This is a genomic window from Granulicella mallensis MP5ACTX8 (assembly GCF_000178955.2).
Lineage (GTDB): Bacteria > Acidobacteriota > Terriglobia > Terriglobales > Acidobacteriaceae > Granulicella > Granulicella mallensis.
In genome coordinates this window covers 2,472,892-2,492,304 of sequence record NC_016631.1, presented here as the reverse complement: position 1 = coordinate 2,492,304, position 19,413 = coordinate 2,472,892, and the positions used below count along the sequence as shown (strand labels likewise).

Below are 19,413 nucleotides of genomic sequence, written 5' to 3'. Positions count from 1 at the left end.
GCTCGCACTAGATCATGGTATAGAACTGCGACGAGCATCCCAAAGACAAACGCAGAGTACGCCGAGAACGCTAAGTTGACGCAAAGTAACTCTGCGCAAACTTGGCGTTCTTGGCGTACTCTGCGTTTGCAGTTGCCTGTCCTAAGCCTGGGGCTTCGGCGTAAACAACACGAAGTTCTTGGAAGCCGTCTGCCAGTCCTGCAGCAGCCGCGTTCCAAGCGTGCTCTCCGAGCGCTTCACATGCTCTTCGATCAGCCTCCTCAGAGCAGCCTGCTGCTCCGGCTCCGCCTGTCCGAACTCCTGTGCTTCCAGGAACTCCGTGTGATAACGAACGTCGCGAATCATCGTCTGCGCGTTATCGAGCACCCACGCCGTGCCGCCGGTCATACCAGCGCCAAAGTTGATGCCCACTTCGCCGAGGATGACCACCTCACCGCCGGTCATGTACTCGCAGGCATGGTCGCCCACACCTTCGATCACCGCCGTCACGCCTGAGTTACGCACGGCGAACCGCTCACCTGCGCGGCCGGCAGCGAACAGCTTACCCGCAGTCGCACCGTAGAGCGCCACGTTGCCCAGCAGCACATGCTCGTCACTGCGTTCCGCAGCACGGCCAACCGCACGCATGATCAACTCGCCACCGGAGAGGCCCTTGCCTACGAAGTCATTCGCCTGACCGGTGAGCACCAGCTTCATACCCGTAGCCGCAAACGCTCCGAACGACTGCCCCGCCGTGCCTTCAAGATCGAAGGTCACATCCGCGACATCGAGTTCGCCCTTGGCGCGCAGCACCGACAACTCCCCCGCAAGCCTTGAGCCAACAGCGCGATGCTCGTTGCAGATGATCGCACTCACCGAGTAAGCCTTGCCCTCCCGCGCAGCCGCAATGGCAGGCTTCGTCCAGGGATCATCCAAAGGATGGTCCTGACCCGGTCGTTCATTGCGTACGCCCATCCAGCGCGTAGGACCATCCCCCGCAGCAGAGAGCATCGGGGTGAGATCGAGATTGCCGTCAAAGCGCACCTGCTCCAGCAGATCGACACGGCCAATCGCCGCTTCGAGGCTGGGCAGGCCGAACTTCGCCAGCAGGCGCTGCAGGTCTGCGGAGAGCTGGCGGAAGAACTGAACGACGTGCTCCGGCTTACCGCGGAACTTCGCGCGCAACTCCGGCTTCTGCGTCGCAATGCCGGTAGGACAGGTATTCAGATGGCACTGGCGCGCCATGTCGCAACCCAGCGCGACCAGCACAGCGGTTCCAAACGCATACTCGTCCGCTCCCAGCAGGGCTGCAACCAGCACATCGCGAGCCGTCGTAATGCCGCCATCGGTACGCAGACGAACACGGTCACGCATGCCATTGGTGCGAAGCAACTGCTGCGCCTCGGCCAGACCAAGCTCCCACGGATTACCCGCGTACTTGATGCTCGACAACGCCGCAGCACCGGTGCCACCGGTGTTTCCGGCGATAACGATAAAGTCCGCATAGGCCTTCGCAACGCCCGCCGCTACCGTACCGACGCCGCAGCTCGAGACCAGCTTGACGCCCACCGCAGCCCTCGGGTTCACGCGCTTCAGGTCATAGATGAGCTGTGCGAGATCTTCAATCGAGTAGATGTCGTGATGCGGCGGAGGCGAGATGAGCGAAACCCCCGGCTGCGCATGACGCAGGCGAGCGATCAGCCCGGAGACCTTGTGCCCTGGAAGCTGTCCGCCTTCGCCAGGCTTGGCGCCCTGCGCAACCTTGATCTCGATCTCTTCGGCGTGCGCCAGATACTCCGCCGTAACGCCAAAACGTCCGGAAGCGATCTGCTTGATCTTGTTATTCAGCGAGCCATGCACCGCAGGCGCAGCCACAAGCTCCGCAACCGCCGTTCCACCGCTCTGATTTGAGGACGCAGCCAACGTGGCTCCGCCGCCCTCCGGGCCACCGAGAGGGGTAGCTCCCGCCGGACGATAGACAGCCGGATCTTCTCCGCCTTCACCCGTGTTCGAGCGTGCACCCAGCGAGTTCATCGCCTGCGTAATGGTCTGGTGCGCCTCTGGGCTCAGCGAGCCAAGAGACATGGCGCTCGCGATGAAGCGCTTGCAAAGGCTCTCGGGCGTTTCAACCTCGTCAAGCGCCAACTCTGCACCAGCCGGACGAATCTCCAGCAGATCGCGCAGCGTAACCGCCTCAACGGAATCCACATTGCGGCTGAAGATGGCAAAGGCGCTGGCCGGATCGGTGCTGGCCGCAACACCGCGGGCGCTGCCCACAACAGTCTGCAAAGCCTTGACGTTTGGTGGCTGCCACATATGCGGCTCAGCCGAATCGGCCTTACGGAAGCGCACCCAGCCAAAGTCCGGCAGGTCGGTCGTCGGCGCAGCCTCAGCAGGCGGCTGCCAGCCCAGGCGCAAGCGGCGATCCAGTTCGGAGAATCCGATGCCTGACAACGGCGCGGGAGTATTTGGGAAGCAGGTATTGACCACGCTCGCATGGAGTCCGAGGATGTCGAACAGATGCGCCCCGCGATAGCTGTCCACCACGGAGATGCCCATCTTCGACATGACCTTCGCCAGCCCGGCATCGAGCGCCTTCAACATCATCTTCTCGCCGTCGACGCCTTCCGGTTGCAGGCTGCGCGCCGTCTCCAGCGCCAGCCACGGGCAGACCACGCCTGCGCCATAGCCGATCAGCACAGCCGCATGGTGGATGTCGCGGCAGTCCCCTGCCTCGACCGCCAGACCGCACAGCGTACGAAGCCCCGCAACGACAAGTGCCTCGTGGACAGCCCCGGTGGCCATCGCCATCGGGACAGGAAGCTTGCTGGTGCTGGCACCACGGTCAGTCAGTAGTAGCAGTTTGGCTCCCGAACGCACGAGATTGACAGCATCCGCGCAGAGATCGACGATCGCCTGTTCCAGCGAAGTCTCCGGCGCATACAGGCATGCCATCTCTTTGAGTTGTAGAGCATCGCTATGCGGATACTTGTCCGCACGCAGGGCCGCAAGCTGTCCCAGCGACAGAAAGGGGGAGCTAAGCGAGATGCCCGGCAACGGCGCATTCTTGTCCAGCATGTGCGGCCAGGGGCCGAGACGCGTGTGCAGCGAGACGACGATCGCCTCGCGCAACGGATCGATCGCCGGGTTGGTGACCTGCGCAAACCGCTGCCGGAAAAACGCATACAGAGGCCGCGGCGACCGCGCCAGGAAGGCCAGCGGCGTATCGTCGCCCATGGACCACACGGCATCCTTGCCCGTTCCTGCCATCGGCTTCAGGATCATGTTGACGTCTTCTTTGGTGTATCCGAATCCGCGCTGCAGACCCGCCAGGTCGGCACTGATCTCAGGAGCGTCAATCGCCTCCAGCGGCGCATCTTCCACCAGCAGCGCGTAGGTTGCCTTCGCGTCGAACGCGTCCAGCATCTCCTCGTTGTGGTAGATCATGTGCTCCGCCATATCGACGGCAATCATCTCGCCCGGTCCCAACCGTCCACTCTCGATCACGGTCTCCGGATCGAGATCGACCAGCCCGGCTTCGCTTCCCGCTACCATCAGCCCATCGCTCGTGATGGCGTAACGACAAGGCCGCAGGCCATTGCGGTCCAGGGCCGCGCCCACCACGACGCCATCGCTGAACGAGATCGCCGCCGGTCCATCCCACGGCTCTGCGCAATCGTTGTGGTACTTCAGGAACGGATGCACGCGCTTCACAATCGCGGGCGGCAACAGCATGCGTACGCTCTCAGCGATGGTGCGTCCATTTTGCGAGAGCAGCTCAATCGTCTCGTCCAGCGACGTGGAGTCTGTTCCGTCCTTGGTCAACACCGGCTTGCACTCCACCGGCAGCGTGGAATCGCGAGCATCCATGCGGGCGCGGTTGCCCCACACGGTGTTGATCTCACCGTTGTGTCCCAGCTTGCGGCCGGGCTGCGCACGATGCCACGCAGGCAGGGTGTTCGTCGCATAGCGCTGATGAAAGATCGCGAAGCTCGTAACGTACTCCGGCGACGCGAGATCGGGATAGAACTCAGGCAGCAGACGACCCAGGCACATGGCCTTGTAGACCAGCGTCGTCGACGAGAGCGAACAGACGTAGCCTGTCACTTCCTTCAGCTCTTCCGCGCGTTCGAACTGCTTGCGCGCGAGATAGAGCCTGCGCTCCATCGAATCCGCAGCATCGTCTCTTGTAATGTCGGCGACCAGCACCTGGCGAATCTTCGGCATGGTGCTCAGGGCGATCTCACCCAGAATTTCCGGGCGCGTCGGAACATCGCGCCACGCCAGAACGCCGAGGTCCTGCGAGGCCAGGCAGCTCTCCATCACAGCTTCAGCCCGCGTCTCATCCTGGGGAAGAAACAGCATGCCGACACCCAGCAACGCGGAGTCGCTCAACTCAACACCGGTGGCACGGAGCAAAAGCTCACGCGGCACGTTGGACATCAGTCCAATGCCATCGCTGCTGGCGCCATCGGATGCCACCGCGCCACGATGTTCAAGGCGCGATAAAGCCGTCAACGCATCCTGCAAAATCTTGTGGCTCGCTTTACCAAGGACGGAGGCGACAAAGCCCACGCCGCAGGAGTCATGCTCGAAACGAGCGTCAATCAGAGAGCTGGCAACCGTACCGGTGGAGCCCTGCAGAGACTGCTCTTCGTGAACGCGCTTTCTGGAAGCACGCCCTTGTCGTTCTGGATAAGACTGGTCCATGGTTCACTATACGTCCGAAAACTCACTGGAGGAAAGTCCGGACGTTTCTCCACAAGTATTTTTGAGCGGCGCGCCACGAGGTCTTGACGCAGGGCTCATGTATATTTATACATAGTGTTTGGATTTTTATGCACAGTGCGTGGCTGATTTTTCGTCACGCATTTCTCTGCTTAAAAATTCGGGACCAGGAACGGCATAATGCATGAAAAGTCACCGGCACAACGCGATCAAAGACCTCCTGGTAAAGACCTCCGTCACCAACCAGGACGAACTGCGGCGCAAACTGGCCGGCAAAGGCATCCATGTAACGCAGGCAACACTCTCCCGCGATATCCGCGAACTGAAGCTGATGAAAGGCCCCGGCGGCTACGCGCTGCCGAACGGCGCAGAGCATGAGGAGAATGACTTCCCCATGCTTCAGGATGTTCTGCGGAACTTTAGCCTCGAGGTACGCCAGGCTCAGAACCTTCTCGTCGTTCTCACGACGACGGGCGGAGCACAGCCTGTCGCCGCCGGCATGGACTATGAAGAATGGGACGAGGTGGTGGGAACCATCGCCGGCGATAACACTGTATTGATCATCTGCGCCGATGCTCGTAGAGCAGAGATCTTAAAAACCCGAATTGAGGCTTACATTGCCTAAAACAGTTGCCACTACGCTGCGCACGGCGGTGGCCGGCGTCAGCGGATACGCCGGGGCCGAACTCGCGCGTCTGCTTCTCTGCCACCCACGCCTGGTTCTAACGCCGCCCATGTTTCTGGGCCGTATGGACGGTCCCGGCGCCGACGGTGGATCGGTCGCGCTGACCAGCCTGCATCCCCAGCTCTCCGGCCTCGCGAACGCCGATAATCTCAGTGTCTCTCCCTTCGACTGGGACCAGCTCCAGCGCGAAGGCATCGAGCTGCTCTTCCTCGCGACCCCCCATGAACAGGCTCGCGAGTGGGCGCCCATCGCCCTCGCGCACGGCATCAAGGTCGTCGACCTGAGCGCCGCGTGGCGTCTGCAAGAGGCCGACAATCGCGCCATCTACAAGCTCACAGATTCCGACCCTGCTGCCGCAGCCACCCTGCAAGCAGAGGCTGTCTACGGCTCGCCGGAGCTGCACGGTCCCGCCATCGCGAATGCCCGCCTCGTCGCGAATCCGGGTTGTTATGCGACCTCGATCATCCTGGCGCTCGCGCCTCTGCTTCGCGCCAACCTTGCGGATCTCGACTGCGGCATCATCTGTGACTCGAAGTCCGGCGTCAGCGGCGCGGGCAAAACCCCGTCGCCCGGAACCCATTTCATGTACGCCGCCGATAACCTCTCAGCCTACGCAGTCTTCGGACACCGGCACACCGGCGAAATGCTCGAACAGCTCCACCTCACCACGGAGCAGATTCAGTTCACGCCGCACCTGTTGCCCATCCCACGCGGTATCCTTTCAACAATCTACGTACGCTTAAATGAAGTGGGCAGCATCAAGAAAATCCAGGATTGCTTCGACGAGTTCTACATCAGTAGTCCGATGGTTCGCGTTCGCCGCTCTCCCATGCTTCCGCAGATTCAACACGTGGTCCGCAACAACTTCTGCGATATCGGATTTCAACTTTCTCCCGACGGGAAGCGTCTCGTCGTGATCTCGTGTCTCGACAATCTCTTGAAAGGCGCGGCTTCGCAAGCCGTGCAGAACATGAACCTCATGGCCGGATGGCATGAGTCAGAAGGACTGCTATGAAATATGTTGTAAAGCTCGGCGGCGCAGCGCTCGAAAGACCCGACCTGCTGCAGCTCTGCGCCAAGTCCGTCGCCGATCTCGCCAGGGACGGCAACCAGGTTGCCCTCGTCCACGGCGGTGGCGTACAGCTCACAAAATTGCTCGCGCAGATGGGTAAAAAGAGCGAGTTCGTCGCCGGCCTGCGCATCACCGATGCGGAAACCCGCGATGCCGCGCTGATGGTGCTCGGCGGCCGCGTGAACAAATCGCTGGTGGCAGCGCTCGACCAGTGCGGACAACAGGCAGTCGGCCTGACGGGAGGCGACGGTCACGTCTTCCGCGCGCGCAAGAAAAAAACCACACCGGATCTTGGGTTTGTGGGCGAAATCGCGGCAACCGACCCCAAGTGGCTCGATGCCATCTGGACCATGGGAGCCGTTCCTGTCATCTCATCTATAGCGCTCGGTTTCGACGGTGAGTACTACAACATCAACGCCGACGAGATGGCCTCGGCCTGTGCTGTAGCCACACAGGCCGATGTCCTCGTCTTTCTTACCGACGTACCGGGTGTCAAAGGAGCTGACGGCAAGGTGATGCGCTGGCTCCGGCTTAAGGAGGTTGCAGCCCTGGAAGAGCAGTCGGTCGTCTCCGGCGGCATGCTGCCGAAACTGAACGCTTGTAAGGAAGCATTGATGCATGGGGTCAAGCGGGTGCGTATCCTTCCCGCAGAGAGCGCCAAAGTTCTCCCCGATCTCTTGAACTCACGCGTAAACGATGGAACGGAGGTGATGGTCGCATGAACCACGCAACAGGCAATACACTTCAGGACTTGCAGGTAGCCGAATCGAAGCTTCTGCTGCAGACCTATGAACGCTATCCCCTGCTCTTTGTCAGCGGAGAAGGCGTGCACCTGCGCGACGAAAAGGGCAACGACTACCTCGACCTGCTGAGCGGCATCGGCGTCTGCGCCCTGGGCTACGGCCATCCGGCTATCACCGAGGCCATCGCTACCCAGAGCCGCCAGCTTCTGCACACGTCGAACCTCTTCCACCATCGCGGCACCACGGAGCTCGCACTGCGCCTGACCGAGATCACCGGCATGGACCGCGTGTTCTTCTGCAACAGCGGCACTGAAGCCTGGGAGGCCGCGCTGAAGCTCGCCCGCGCTCATGCAGGCCTGCTGCGCTCTGAAGGCAAGAACATCGGAACGAAGTTCCTGGCGCTCGAACACAGCTTCCACGGCCGCACCATGGGCTCCGTCGCCACGACGCACAAGGAGAAGTACCGTTCCCCCTTCGCTCCCGTGATGCCCGATGTCGAGTTCGTTCCCTTCGACGACGTTGCAGCACTTCGCGCAGCGTTCTCCAGCGATGTCTGCGCAATTGCCATCGAAGTCATTCAGGGCGAAGGCGGCATCAACCCCGTCTCGCAGGAGTTCCTGGCCACGGCACGCGAACTCTGCGATTCGACAGGAGCATTGCTATTACTCGATGAGATCCAAAGCGGCATGGGTCGCACCGGCACCTGGTGCGCCTATCAGCAGTACGGCATTCAGCCCGATGTCACCACGCTGGCCAAGCCGCTCGGCGGCGGCGTTCCCATCGGTGCGATGCTCTGCACCGAAGAGGCCGCCCGCGCCATCACGCCCGGGATGCACGGCACCACCTTCGGCGGAAATCCCCTGGCTACCGCTGTGGCCATCGCCGTCATCGATGCGATGAAGCAGGAAAAGGTGCTCGACCATATCAACGACGTAGGCGGCTACTTCGTCTCGCGCCTGCGTGACCTGCAGCAAAAGCACACCGTCATCAAGGAAGTTCGCGGACGCGGCCTGATGATCGGCATCGAAATCGAATCCGCGGACCTTGCGAAAGAGATCCTGAGCGGCATGTTAGCCCGCCACATCATCCTCAATCGCACTCACGAAACCGTACTGCGTTTCCTTCCTCCCTATATCCTTCAGCGCGAACACGTCGACCATGCGGTCGCTGCGCTTGACGAGCTGTTCACGCTCCACAGCAAATCCAGCGCCACGCTGGTTGGAGAAGCAAATGGATAACAAGGCCGCTGAAAACGCAGACGACATGATAGACATCAACGAAGAGAACAAGACCACAGCTATGAATCACAAGAGCCTCACCGATATCCCGAAGCCCGCCATTACTCTTGGCATCCAGTCCGACAGCGCCTTCACCGAGACCGCAAAGGGTCTCGCAGGCCGTGACCTTTGCTCCATCACCGATCTCTCCGTGCCGGAGATGGCTGCCATTATGGAACTGGCCCACGCCGTTAAAACCCAGCCCGAGGACTTCCGCCACGCACTCGATGCCAAGCAGATGGTGATGTTCTTCGAGAAGGCCTCGCTGCGCACGCGGCTGACCTTCGAGACCGCGATGAACACCGTCGGCGGCAATGCCGTCTTCGTTGACCAGACAAGCTCTCCGCTCGGCGAGCGCGAGTCGATTCCTGATGTTGCGCGCAATCTCGAGCGCTGGATGAACGTCATCGTTCTGCGCACCTACTCGCACGACACCGTCACCGAGATGGCGGAGAACGCCAAGATTCCCGTCATCAACGCACTCTCGGACATCGAGCACCCCTGCCAGGCCATCGCCGACTTCATGACGCTGGAAGAGCGCTTCGGTTCGGTCATGGGCCTCAAGTTCACCTACGTGGGCGACGGCAACAACGTCTGCCACTCGCTCATGCTGACAGCCGCCTTGCTCGGAGCGCACTGCACCGTTGCGACCCCGAAGAACTTCGGGCCCAAGCTGGACATCATTCACAAGACCATCGAGATCGCGGAGAACACCGGCGGCTCGCTCACGCTCACGCACGATCCCATCAAGGCCGCCACGGGCGCGGACGCCATCTACACCGACGTCTGCACCAGCATGGGCCAGGAGCACGAAGCCGCACGCCGCGCGCCCATCTTCAAGCCCTTCCAGGTCAACGAAGAACTCATGGCGCTCGCCCAACCGTCGGCCGCCTTCATGCATTGCCTCCCCGCCCACCGCGGAGCCGAGGTGACAGACGCCGTGCTCGACGGGCCGCAGTCGGTCGTCTTCGACCAGGCTGAGAACCGCCTGCACGCGCAGAAGGCCATCATCCTCATGCTGCTCGGCGGAGCCAAGCGCATCCCCTCTCATCGCAATCGCGGCGGCCTGCAGGCCCGCAGCAAACGCTAGTACGTAAAGGAATAGATGTGGAGAAGTCGCAATTAGATCTGGCAGCAGAAGCAGTCTACAAAAAGCTCGATGAGGTTGGGGGTGACCCGACCAAGCTTCCGCCTGTGCTGCAACCCGTCGCCATTCTTTACACCGTACAAGCAATGATCGACAACGGCGGGTTCCGGTACATCTTTGAAAACGACTTTCCCCATACTCCTCCGTACTCCGTTTTCTCGAATGCTTACCGTGAAATTGGGGCACAGGAAGCAGCGAACAAACTCGATAGAGCTGTCGCACTCTTTCCGTTCGATCATCCAGAAATGAATGAAGAGAAGAGGAACGAATTCATGAGCACGCTCGACGAGACTAGCGAATTGTTTACTCTCGGCGACGAGGTTTGTGGAGACGAGAGCGTATGGCAGCGAATGGAAGAATACGTGGCAAAACACAGTGACGTTTTCCTTCAACTCAACAACTAAGTAATCTAACTCGCTTACACCACTTGTTTTGTAAGCACAGCTATTGAGGTCAGCATCCATGTCCGTAATTCTTGAATCTTTGCCCGTCGGCCAGAAGGTTGGCATCGCCTTCTCCGGCGGGCTGGACACCAGCGCCGCGCTGCACTGGATGAAGCAGAAGGGCGCGCTGCCCTACGCCTATACCGCCAACCTCGGTCAGCCCGACGAAGCCGATTATGACGAGATCCCGCGTAAGGCGCTCGAGTACGGCGCCGAAAAAGCCCGTCTCATCGACTGCCGCGGCCCGCTGGTTCGCGAAGGCATCGCTGCCCTGCAGTCCGGCGCATTCCACATCACCACCGCCGGGGTCACCTACTTCAACACGACCCCCATCGGCCGCGCCGTCACCGGCACGATGCTGGTGACCGCCATGAAGGAAGACGACGTCAACATCTGGGGGGACGGCTCGACCTTCAAAGGCAACGACATCGAGCGCTTCTACCGCTACGGTCTGCTCGTCAACCCCGAGCTCAAGGTCTACAAGCCGTGGCTCGACGCCGCCTTCATCGACGAACTCGGCGGCCGTGCCGAGATGTCTGCCTTCATGCAGAAGTCCGGCTTCAGCTACAAGATGTCCTCGGAAAAGGCCTACTCGACCGACTCCAACATCCTGGGCGCGACCCACGAAGCCAAGGACCTCGAGCTGCTCACCAGCAGCATGAAGATCGTCGTCCCCATCATGGGCACCGCCTTCTGGCGCGACGACGTCGAGGTAAAGCGTGAAGAGATCACCGTCCGCTTCGAAGAAGGCTTCCCTGTCGCCCTCAACGGCAAGGACTACGCAGATCCTGTGGCCCTGATGCTCGAAGCCAACAGCATCGGCGGCCGTCACGGCCTCGGCATGAGCGATCAGATCGAAAACCGCATCATCGAGGCCAAGAGCCGCGGTATCTACGAGTCGCCCGGCCTGGCTCTGCTGTTCATCGCCTACGAGCGCCTGATCACCGGCATCCACAACGAGGACACCATCGAGCAGTACCGCGAGAGCGGCCGCAAGCTGGGCCGTCTTCTCTACCAGGGCCGCTGGTTCGATCCCCAGGCCATCATGCTGCGCGAAGCCGCACAGCGCTGGGTCGCCAAGCCCGTCACCGGTGAGGTGACCCTCGAACTGCGCCGCGGCAACGACTACTCGATCCTCAATACTGATTCGCCGAATCTCACCTTCCAACCCGAGCGCCTCACCATGGAGAAGGGCGAATCGACCTTCTCTCCACGCGACCGCATCGGCCAACTCACCATGCGCAACCTCGACATCACCGACACACGCGCCAAGCTGATCACCTACGCTCAAAGCGGCCTGCTCACGCTCAGCAAAGGCTCCGAGATGCCGCAACTAAGCAGCGCCAACGACAAGGAGTAACGACTCTGCAGTTGAGGGCCAAAGGCCCGACTCATACCAGCCACCACCATAAGTCGGGCCTCTGGCCCTGCATTCTCGCTAAAGAAATATCCTTCTCTGAACAGGCAGTAATGATTGAGGCTGTAACAAACGATGTCAGAACAACAACAATCCGCAAAGATGTGGTCCGGCCGCTTCCGTGAACCCCTCGACTACGACTTCGAGCAATGGCAGCGCTCCTTCCCCTTCGACTGGCGCCTCCTCCCGCAAGAAGTAGCCGCCAGCCGCGCCCACGCCCGCACCATCGCAGCCGCCGGCATCCTCACGCCCGACGAGCTCGACAAGATGCTTCGCGGCTTGGAGGCCGTGGGCCAGCGCACAGACGCCTGGGCACATCGCATCTCTGCCACCTCCGGCCAACCGGAGTACACCAGCAGCACCCAGCAGATCGGCGCGGCCATCGTCGCCAGCGCACCGCAGGCCGAGGACATCCATCACTACGTCGAGCTCGAGCTCACCCGCGAGGTCGGCAGCCTTGCGCTCAAGCTCCACACCGGCCGCAGCCGCAACGAGCAGATCGCCACGGACATGCGCCTCTTCGTCCGCGACGCCATCGACCAGACGCTCTCCGACCTGCGCGACTGGCGCACCGCCCTCATCAGCCTCGCCGAACTCGCCGGCGATGCCGTCATGCCCAGCTATACGCACCTGCAGCGCGCAGAACCCGTCCTCGTCGCGCACTGGCTGCTCGCCTACGTCAGCATGCTGGAGCGCGACTCCTCGCGCTTCTCCGATGCCCGTGTCCGCATGAACTTCTGCCCACTCGGCTCCGGGGCTGTCGCCGGCGCCACACTCGCGCTCGACCGCTCCATCGCAGCCGAAGCCCTCGAATTCACCGCCCCCACGCCCAACAGCATGGATGCCACCAGCGACCGCGACTTCATGCTCGACTTCGCGCAGGCCGCCTCGACCCTCGGCCTCCACATCTCACGTTTCGCCGAAGAGCTCACCCTCTATGCCACGGCTGAGTTCGGCTTCGTCGATCTTCCCGAGGCTTACTCCACCGGCTCGTCCGCGATGCCGCAGAAGAAGAACCCCGACCTCACCGAGCTGGCTCGCGGAAAGTCCGCGCGACTGCTTGGCGCAGCCACGGCGCTCGCCACGCTCATCAAGGGTCTGCCGCTCGCCTACAACAAAGATTTACAAGAAGGCCAGGAACAGATCTTCGACGTCGCCGACACCCTCAGCGGCGTTCTTCGCGTTCTTCCCGGCTTTACGTCCTCCCTTAAATTCCGCTTCGACAAGATGCAGACCGCAGCCGAGACCGGCTACCTCAACGCTATGGCTGCGGCAACGTATCTTTCGAACAAGGGCGTTCCCTTCCGCAAGGCCCACGAGATCATCGGCAACGCCGTCCGCCTCGGTCTCGACAAGGGCCTCGAGCTCAACGCGCTTCCGCTCTCCGACCTGCAACAGCTCAGCGAGCACTTCAGCGAAGACTTCTTCGCGGCTATCAGCCTCCGGGCGACGCTCGACTGCCACGATGTCACCGGAGGCACGGCAACATCGCGGGTCAAACAAGCTCTCCAGGAAGCGAAGCTGCGCGTCTTGAATATGCGTACTGAAGATCTGCATCCTGCAAATACGGAGGCAGCGCATGGCTGAGATTCGCGTCCATAAGGCGCACGTACAAGACGCTCGCAATGTCTTCGATCTCGTCAACTCCCTCTCTGGCGACGGCACTCTCCTGCGCCGCAGCTATGCGGAGATCTGCGAGAACATCCGCGACTTCACGGTAGCCGAACGCGACGATGAATTCCTGGGTTGCGGCGCGCTACATCTCTACGGGCCGCACCTCGCCGAGGTGCGCTCCATCGTCGTAAAGCCGGAGGCCAAGGGCCTCGGTGCGGGCGGCCTCCTGCTGAAGGCCCTGATCGAAGAGGCCGAAGAGCACGAAGTGATGTCGGTCTGCCTCTTCACGCGCATCCCCGAGTTCTTCGATCACTACGGCTTCCGCGTCGCCGACCGCACGGCGATGCCGGACAAGATCTACAAGGACTGCCAGACCTGCCCACGCCTCTACGCGTGCGACGAAGTCGCCATGGTGCGCGGCCCACTGCCGAACGTCGCCGTGCTCGGCCCCAGCAAGCTGCAGAGACCCGAACTCGTTACGCTTCAACTTACATCGACAGGTACCGGGCGATGAAGAGCAGAGGATAGAGTGTAGAGAAGAGCCTTGCCTTTGATGGCAGGCCATTACACAGGTGGGCCTTACTCAAGAGCTTTGAATTGGCACGAAACCCAGCCCCAAAGGGGCGGTATATCCCACCCTGGGGCGCAAGCCCCAGGTGTGAGGCCATACAGCAAATCAAGGGCTGAAAGCCCGATATATCTCGCCCGTGCAACCGAGATATATCGGGCTTTCAGCCCTCCCTCCATCCATCTCTTTACCTGGGGCTTGCGCCCCAGGCTGGGATATACCGCCCCTTCGGGGCTGGGTTCCGTGCCACTGCAAGACTCTTGCGTAAGGCCGCCTGTAGCCATCTGTAATGGCCTTGCGCTCAAAGATAAGGGCTGCGCTCTACTCTCTGCACTCTGCCTTTACCACGCGTTCCAATACCCATCTCGCTCGGTCATATGAATCTCACCACCGAACAATCCACTCAACCGTTCGGCGGTGAGCAATTCCTTCTTCGATCCATCGGCAACAATCCTGCCGTCGCGCATCATCACGATGCGCTCGATCTCCGGCAGAATATCCGCGATGTGATGGGTGATGAGCAAAATCGCAACGCCCTTCTGGGCCAAGCCACGCAACATCTCACGCAGGTCGCGCTGGGCTGCAAGGTCCAACGCATTCGAAGGCTCATCCAGCAACAGCATCTGCGCTTCACCGGCGGTTCCGGCCATCGCCCTGCCGATCATGATGCGCCGCTGCTGCCCTGCCGACATCTCGCCGACAAACTTATCCCGCAGCTTCTCCCCACCTACAAGGTGCAGAACCTCCTCCGCACGCTCGCGCATGGCGTCAGTCACGTGGAGATTTGGCCAGAGCGTCGAGCTGGAGAAGAAGCCCGTGAGGATGGCATCGAAGCCAGTGGTCGTAAGCGTCTGCCGTCCAGGAAGATCGGCGGCAACAACCCCCATGCGCCGCTTCAACTCCGTAAGGTCCCAGCGCGCACGGCCCATAATGTGCACCTGCGTCTCCGGGCTCACGATCGGATAGAGCTCGCAGGTGACTGTCTTCAACAGGGTCGATTTGCCGCAACCATTCGGCCCCAAAATCGCGAGATGTTCCCCCGCTCGTACCGTCAGGCTGAGGTCGTGCAGAATGATGTTGTTGCCCCGGGCTACGTTTACATGCTCAAGCTGGATGATCGGATCGGTCGTCACCTCTCTACTGTAAATCGTCTACTCGCTCTCGAATCCACGATTCCACCTGGAGATCACGCGCGTCTCACGCTCGTGTCCGAGCACACTGACGCTGCCCGTCCCCAACCCGAATAACTTGCCGCCAACAGCAGGCAATCCGATCCACCGCGCAGCCAGAATCCGAAGGATATGAGCATGGGCAAACAAAGCGACAGCGCCGCCCTGCGGCGCCGCGGCCAGAGCCTTGGCAATCACCTCATCCGCTCTTTCGCCGACCGCTTCAACCGATTCGCCGCCGATGATCGGATCGGTCCAGACGCTCCAGTTCGGCCCATGAATGGCGCGCATCTGAGCGGTCGTCTTGCCTTCGCTTTCGCCGTAGTTCCACTCCTGCAAACCGTCTTCAATCACAGCCACATCGCCATAGCCGGCGATCTCACAGGTCTCGCGCGCCCGTTGCCTGGGGCTCACGAACACGGCGGCAAACTTCTTCCCCGCCAGGAACTCACGAAGCTCCACGGCACGCTGCCGTCCGTGGTCGGTTAGTGGAATATCCGTCCAGCTCGTATGCCGGCCATCCAGGCTCCACTCGGTCTCTCCGTGCCGCACCAGCCACAACTCTGTCTTCTCTTCAGGCATCTTCGCCTCCCCTTTGCCTTATCCTACAAGGATGGACTTTCAGCTCGTCTCAGACTACAAGCCAGCAGGCGATCAGCCGCGCGCCATCTCCGAGATTGTCTCCGGTCTCAACGCCGGAGACAAGGATCAAGTGCTGCTCGGCGTCACCGGTTCCGGCAAGACCTTCACCATGGCCAAGGTCATCCAGGAACTGAACCGTCCAGCCCTCATCCTCGCACACAACAAGACGCTGGCTGCGCAGCTTTACCACGAGTTCAAGCAGTTCTTCCCCAATAACGCCGTCGAATACTTCGTCTCCTACTACGACTACTACCAGCCGGAGGCTTACATTCCCGCCGGCGATCTGTACATCGAAAAGGAATCGACGATCAACGACGAGCTCGACAAGCTGCGCCTCTCCGCCACGCGCAGCCTCTTCGAACGCCGCGATGCCATCATCGTCAGCTCGGTCTCCTGCATCTACGGCCTCGGCTCGCCAGAAGCTTATTACGGCATGCTGCTGCTGCTCGAAAAGGGCCAGAAGATCAAGCGCCAGGACATCACACGCCGCCTGGTCGAAATCCTCTACGAACGCAACGATGTCGACTTCCGCCGCGGAACGTTCAGGGTGCGCGGCGATGTCATCGAGGTCTATCCGACCTACGACGAAAACGCCTTCCGCATCGAACTCTTCGGCGATGAGATCGACAGCCTCTCACAAATCGACCCGCTCTTCGGCACAGTCAAACAGAAGTACTCGCGCCTGCCCATCTATCCCAAGTCGCACTACGTCGTCGCGCCCGAGCGCAAGAAGACGGCCATCGACAACATCCTCAGCGAGCTCGCCGACTGGGAGGCCCAGCTCGAAAAAGAGGGCCGCCTGGTCGAGTCGCAGCGCATCCACCAGCGCACCCGCTTCGATCTGGAGATGATCAAGTCCGTCGGCTTCTGCCACGGCATCGAGAACTACTCGCGCCACTTCTCCGGACGCCTGCCCGGCGAGCCGCCGCCAACGCTGCTCGACTACTTCCCTCGCGACTTCCTGATCTTCATCGACGAGTCGCACGTCACGGTACCGCAACTGCACGGCATGTGGCACGGCGATCGCTCGCGCAAGCAGAACCTCGTCGACTACGGGTTCCGCCTGCCCTCCGCGATGGACAACCGCCCGCTGCGCTTCGAAGAGTTCGAAACGCGCACCGGACAGATCGTCTATGTGTCCGCGACTCCCGGCCCCTATGAGCTCACCAAGTCCGCCGGCGTTGTCGTAGAGCAGATCATTCGCCCCACAGGGCTTGTCGACCCGCAGGTTGAGATTCGCCCCGTCAAAGGCCAGATCGACGATCTGCTCGCGGAGATTCGCGACCGTGCCGCGCAAAATCAGCGCGTCCTCGTCACCACACTTACCAAGCGCATGGCTGAAGACCTCGCCAACTACTACACCGAGGTCGGCGTGCGCTGCCGCTATATGCACTCCGAGATTGAAACCCTCGAACGCATCAAGCTTCTTCGCGACCTGCGCAAGGGCGAGTACGACGTGCTTATCGGCATCAACCTGCTGCGCGAAGGCCTGGACTTACCTGAGGTCTCGCTCGTCGCTATCCTCGACGCGGACAAAGAGGGCTTCCTGCGTTCTCAGGGATCGCTGATCCAGACCATCGGCCGCGCCGCGCGCCATCTCGAAGGCCGTGCCATCCTCTACGCCGACAAGATGACGGATTCGATGCGCCGTGCCATCGACGAAACCGACCGCCGCCGCGAAAAGCAGGTGGCCTACAACGAAGAGCACGGTATCACGCCTCAGACGGTCATCCGTTCCATCAACGACTCGCTGGCAACGGTGCTCAAGGCCGACTACGCCGACCTCACCGAAGAAGACGCGACCGGAATGCCTGATATCGCAACGCAGGCGGAACTCGACACGTATATCGCCAAGCTGGAAACCGAGATGCGCGAGGCCGCAAAGAAGTTCGAATTCGAGAAGGCTGCGAAACTCCGCGATACAGTGAAGGAGCTTCGTACAAAAGAGTTTCTGTTCAGCTAACCGCGAGAGTAAAATTTACACATAGGAGTACGAAGATGGCATCCCATCCTGTTCACCCCATCACGGACAATATGCCTATCTTGGGGGCTGCCGAAAAGCGCCTGACCTACGATGAGGCTTGGGATCAAATTCTGTCCCTCTTTGGAACGGCGAAGGAAGCCTACGCCGAAGTTGGCGGCGCGGAAGCCTGGATTCACTCGGAACGTGCAGCCTGGACAGACGAGCACGGCTCCTGATGCGGATCTACCTCGACTCAATGGTTTGGATTTACCTGCTTGAGGGCAACGCTCAATTTGGCATAGCCGCTCAGGAGTTGCTCAAGAAGATTCGCGCTGGAAAGCATACGCTTCTCACAAGCAATTTTCTCTTAGCAGAAGTCCTGGTTATGCCTGTACGCCGCAATGATGTCTTTACGATTGCATCGTACAGGCGACTTCTTCTCGCAGATGCTGCCGTAGAAATCATGCCATTCACTGCCGAGACGGCCATGCATTTCGCGGAGCTACGTGCTATTCATCGCACAGCGCCTGCAGATTCCATCCATTTGGCGCTAGCGGCAAGTGCAAAAGCGGACGTATTCATCACGGTCGACTCTCAACTTACAAAGCTCTCGGTTCCTGGCATTGGGCGTATAGTAGATCTTACTTACACACTCAAATAACTGCACCGACGTTGCTCGCATAGTGTAGTGCTCAAACGCACCTTACCTACGCTTCCGTTCCTTCGCCCACCAGCACGTGATACAGCAACTCCGCTAACGACATCTGCTCCATAGCCCTCTCCTCCACAGCCTTTACATCATTGCGTCCGATCACGCGCTCAAACATCCGTCGCACGCGCTCACTCGACTTGCCGGGCACAGCCCAACTAGCCTCTGAAAACTCCAGCTTCATGCTGCTCACGATCATTACAATCCTCTACGCGCCTACTGCGCACTTTGTTCCGCACTCGTCTCAACCGAACGGCCAAACCCGCACCCACGGCGTCCGCGCATGCCCGAGCGAAACCGCTCGCGCTCTTCAGGAGTCATCTTCTCCCAGCGCTCTTCCATGTGCCGTTTCCACCCATGCCGTCCGCCGGCATGCCGATGGAATCCACCCAGCAAAATCTTGCTCAGCACCAGCAATCCGATAGCCTGCGCGAAGGTAATCACCCGCAATCCAAAGATGCTGGGCATCAGCCAGTTCCACAGGTGCATCACTACAAATCCGGCGACGACGCACATCACCACGACAATCGCCACAATCTTAAGAACCTTCAAAGCTTTCATCGTTCGCACCTCACTTCTTCCCAAACCGTTCATCCATCTCCTGCAGCCGCTCTCGCAGATGCAGCACCGCATAGCGCTTCCGGGCAAGCAGCGTGTTTACACTCACACCTGTCTCCTCGGACAACTCCTTGAAGCTGCGCCCCAATAACTCATGCGCTACAAAAACCTCGCGCTGGTTCGCAGGCAGCTCATCCAATGCCGCATCGAGTGCCTCCAGCAAAAGATTGCGCGCATAGATCGCATCCGGCCCAGCATCCGGCGTTGGCAACAGGTCCTCAAAGGCTAGCGACTCGTCATCATCGGCAATCGGGTCGTTCAACGACACGGCCTTCTGCCTGCGAAACAGATCCGTAATCCGATTGCGTGCCACCCGGTACAGCCACGCCGTCACCTGCTCCATCGGCTTCATCAGTCGATAAGCTGCGATCAACTCGTAGAAGACATCCTGCAGCACATCTTCCGCGTCAGCAGTATCGAGTACGCGCTTGCGAATAAAGCTTCTCAAGCGCGGTTCGTCGCGCTTCAATGCCTCTGCAAGGAGCTGGTCCTGTTCGTCGACCGTCCACTCTTTGCCAGGCATCCTGCTCCTCTCGTAGTCATGCAACGAGTGCGCACTCGAGGTCATGCAGTGTTAACGGATGGAAACGCGAAATATTGCAGAGATCTCAAAAATCTTTTCAGAACGTGTAACGAATA

The 19,413-nt window shown here is 60.4% G+C and carries 17 protein-coding genes and 1 pseudogene; 12 read left to right on the top strand and 6 right to left on the bottom strand.

The features are described from left to right. Nucleotides 1–141: 141 nt before the first annotated feature. The gene (locus ACIX8_RS10435) at nt 142–4,689 is read right to left on the bottom strand and encodes a glutamate synthase large subunit (protein ID WP_014265304.1); all 4,548 of its coding nucleotides are present in this window, start codon (nt 4,687–4,689) and stop codon (nt 142–144) included. Nucleotides 4,690–4,891: 202 nt separating this feature from the next. Between ACIX8_RS10435 and ACIX8_RS10430 the strand changes: the two genes are divergently transcribed. From ACIX8_RS10430 to ACIX8_RS10390, 9 genes are all read left to right on the top strand, one after another. After that, nucleotides 4,892–5,332 carry an arginine repressor gene (locus tag ACIX8_RS10430; protein ID WP_014265303.1) on the top strand — a complete coding sequence of 147 codons (441 nt, stop codon included), beginning with the start codon at nt 4,892–4,894 and terminating at the stop codon, nt 5,330–5,332. Continuing rightward, nucleotides 5,325–6,407, top strand: coding sequence for an N-acetyl-gamma-glutamyl-phosphate reductase (gene argC, locus ACIX8_RS10425; protein ID WP_014265302.1), 1,083 nt, complete (start codon nt 5,325–5,327; stop codon nt 6,405–6,407). Before ACIX8_RS10430 ends, argC begins: the two co-directional genes overlap by 8 nt. Further along, on the top strand, nt 6,404–7,186 hold the full coding sequence (argB, locus tag ACIX8_RS10420) for an acetylglutamate kinase (protein WP_014265301.1): 783 nt from the start codon (nt 6,404–6,406) through the stop codon (nt 7,184–7,186). The genes argC and argB overlap by 4 nt, the downstream gene beginning before the upstream one ends. Next, a complete protein-coding gene (locus ACIX8_RS10415) occupies nt 7,183–8,445 on the top strand; it encodes an aspartate aminotransferase family protein (RefSeq protein ID WP_014265300.1) in 1,263 nt (420 codons plus the stop codon). Before argB ends, ACIX8_RS10415 begins: the two co-directional genes overlap by 4 nt. Beyond that, nucleotides 8,438–9,574: an ornithine carbamoyltransferase gene (gene argF, locus ACIX8_RS10410; RefSeq protein ID WP_014265299.1), complete on the top strand. Its 1,137-nt coding sequence runs from the start codon at nt 8,438–8,440 to the stop codon at nt 9,572–9,574. The genes ACIX8_RS10415 and argF overlap by 8 nt, the downstream gene beginning before the upstream one ends. A 17-nt stretch (nt 9,575–9,591) precedes the next feature. After that, nucleotides 9,592–10,035: a DMP19 family protein gene (locus tag ACIX8_RS10405; protein ID WP_014265298.1), complete on the top strand. Its 444-nt coding sequence runs from the start codon at nt 9,592–9,594 to the stop codon at nt 10,033–10,035. A 58-nt stretch (nt 10,036–10,093) separates the two neighbouring features. Beyond that, nucleotides 10,094–11,434, top strand: a complete 1,341-nt coding sequence (argG, locus tag ACIX8_RS10400) for an argininosuccinate synthase (RefSeq protein ID WP_014265297.1) — start codon at nt 10,094–10,096, stop codon at nt 11,432–11,434. Between the two features lie 132 nt (nt 11,435–11,566). Then, nucleotides 11,567–13,078, top strand: coding sequence for an argininosuccinate lyase (argH, locus tag ACIX8_RS10395; protein ID WP_014265296.1), 1,512 nt, complete (start codon nt 11,567–11,569; stop codon nt 13,076–13,078). Then, entirely contained in the window at nt 13,071–13,619 is a 549-nt protein-coding gene (locus ACIX8_RS10390; protein WP_014265295.1) for an N-acetyltransferase, read from the top strand. Before argH ends, ACIX8_RS10390 begins: the two co-directional genes overlap by 8 nt. Nucleotides 13,620–14,014: 395 nt before the next feature. On the opposite strand, the pseudogene ACIX8_RS10385 reads toward ACIX8_RS10390, so the two are convergent. Beyond that, a pseudogene (locus tag ACIX8_RS10385) lies at nt 14,015–14,731 on the bottom strand (ABC transporter ATP-binding protein); the annotation flags it as partial. Nucleotides 14,732–14,824: 93 nt separating this feature from the next. Continuing rightward, the gene (locus tag ACIX8_RS10380) at nt 14,825–15,424 is read right to left on the bottom strand and encodes a histidine phosphatase family protein (RefSeq protein ID WP_014265293.1); all 600 of its coding nucleotides are present in this window, start codon (nt 15,422–15,424) and stop codon (nt 14,825–14,827) included. 31 nt (nt 15,425–15,455) lie between these two features. Here ACIX8_RS10380 and uvrB point away from each other — a divergent pair, with 31 nt between their 5' ends. Genes uvrB through ACIX8_RS10365 form a run of 3 tightly spaced genes read left to right on the top strand, consistent with a single transcriptional unit; the run spans nt 15,456 to nt 18,108 of the window. Then, a complete protein-coding gene (gene uvrB, locus ACIX8_RS10375; RefSeq protein WP_014265292.1) occupies nt 15,456–17,447 on the top strand; it encodes an excinuclease ABC subunit UvrB in 1,992 nt (663 codons plus the stop codon). Nucleotides 17,448–17,482: 35 nt separating this feature from the next. Further along, nucleotides 17,483–17,683: a hypothetical protein gene (locus tag ACIX8_RS10370; protein ID WP_014265291.1), complete on the top strand. Its 201-nt coding sequence runs from the start codon at nt 17,483–17,485 to the stop codon at nt 17,681–17,683. Further along, a complete protein-coding gene (locus ACIX8_RS10365) occupies nt 17,683–18,108 on the top strand; it encodes a type II toxin-antitoxin system VapC family toxin (protein ID WP_014265290.1) in 426 nt (141 codons plus the stop codon). Before ACIX8_RS10370 ends, ACIX8_RS10365 begins: the two co-directional genes overlap by 1 nt. A 46-nt stretch (nt 18,109–18,154) precedes the next feature. Here the strand turns inward: ACIX8_RS10365 and ACIX8_RS10360 are convergent, their stop codons facing one another. From ACIX8_RS10360 to ACIX8_RS10350, 3 genes are read right to left on the bottom strand one after another with little or no spacing between them, the layout of a single operon-like run. Next, nucleotides 18,155–18,355, bottom strand: coding sequence for a hypothetical protein (locus tag ACIX8_RS10360; protein ID WP_014265289.1), 201 nt, complete (start codon nt 18,353–18,355; stop codon nt 18,155–18,157). A gap of 17 nt (nt 18,356–18,372) precedes the next feature. Continuing rightward, nucleotides 18,373–18,717 carry a hypothetical protein gene (locus tag ACIX8_RS10355; RefSeq protein ID WP_014265288.1) on the bottom strand — a complete coding sequence of 115 codons (345 nt, stop codon included), beginning with the start codon at nt 18,715–18,717 and terminating at the stop codon, nt 18,373–18,375. 10 nt (nt 18,718–18,727) lie between these two features. Continuing rightward, nucleotides 18,728–19,297, bottom strand: a complete 570-nt coding sequence (locus tag ACIX8_RS10350) for an RNA polymerase sigma factor (RefSeq protein WP_014265287.1) — start codon at nt 19,295–19,297, stop codon at nt 18,728–18,730. Nucleotides 19,298–19,413: the final 116 nt, after the last annotated feature.

Excerpts from the sequence above, each read along its gene's own strand:
- uvrB (WP_014265292.1), top strand. The coding sequence starts at position 15,456 with ATGGACTTTCAGCTCGTCTCAGACTACAAGCCAGCAGGCGATCAGCCG.
- argF (WP_014265299.1), top strand. The coding sequence starts at position 8,438 with ATGGATAACAAGGCCGCTGAAAACGCAGACGACATGATAGACATCAAC.
- ACIX8_RS10355 (WP_014265288.1), bottom strand. The coding sequence starts at position 18,717 with ATGAAAGCTTTGAAGGTTCTTAAGATTGTGGCGATTGTCGTGGTGATG.
- argG (WP_014265297.1), top strand. The coding sequence starts at position 10,094 with ATGTCCGTAATTCTTGAATCTTTGCCCGTCGGCCAGAAGGTTGGCATC.
- ACIX8_RS10430 (WP_014265303.1), top strand. The coding sequence starts at position 4,892 with ATGAAAAGTCACCGGCACAACGCGATCAAAGACCTCCTGGTAAAGACC.
- ACIX8_RS10390 (WP_014265295.1), top strand. The coding sequence starts at position 13,071 with ATGGCTGAGATTCGCGTCCATAAGGCGCACGTACAAGACGCTCGCAAT.
- ACIX8_RS10380 (WP_014265293.1), bottom strand. The coding sequence starts at position 15,424 with ATGCCTGAAGAGAAGACAGAGTTGTGGCTGGTGCGGCACGGAGAGACC.
- ACIX8_RS10435 (WP_014265304.1), bottom strand. The coding sequence starts at position 4,689 with ATGGACCAGTCTTATCCAGAACGACAAGGGCGTGCTTCCAGAAAGCGC.
- ACIX8_RS10350 (WP_014265287.1), bottom strand. The coding sequence starts at position 19,297 with ATGCCTGGCAAAGAGTGGACGGTCGACGAACAGGACCAGCTCCTTGCA.
- ACIX8_RS10370 (WP_014265291.1), top strand. The coding sequence starts at position 17,483 with ATGGCATCCCATCCTGTTCACCCCATCACGGACAATATGCCTATCTTG.
- argH (WP_014265296.1), top strand. The coding sequence starts at position 11,567 with ATGTCAGAACAACAACAATCCGCAAAGATGTGGTCCGGCCGCTTCCGT.
- ACIX8_RS10360 (WP_014265289.1), bottom strand. The coding sequence starts at position 18,355 with ATGATCGTGAGCAGCATGAAGCTGGAGTTTTCAGAGGCTAGTTGGGCT.
- ACIX8_RS10415 (WP_014265300.1), top strand. The coding sequence starts at position 7,183 with ATGAACCACGCAACAGGCAATACACTTCAGGACTTGCAGGTAGCCGAA.
- ACIX8_RS10365 (WP_014265290.1), top strand. The coding sequence starts at position 17,683 with ATGCGGATCTACCTCGACTCAATGGTTTGGATTTACCTGCTTGAGGGC.
- argB (WP_014265301.1), top strand. The coding sequence starts at position 6,404 with ATGAAATATGTTGTAAAGCTCGGCGGCGCAGCGCTCGAAAGACCCGAC.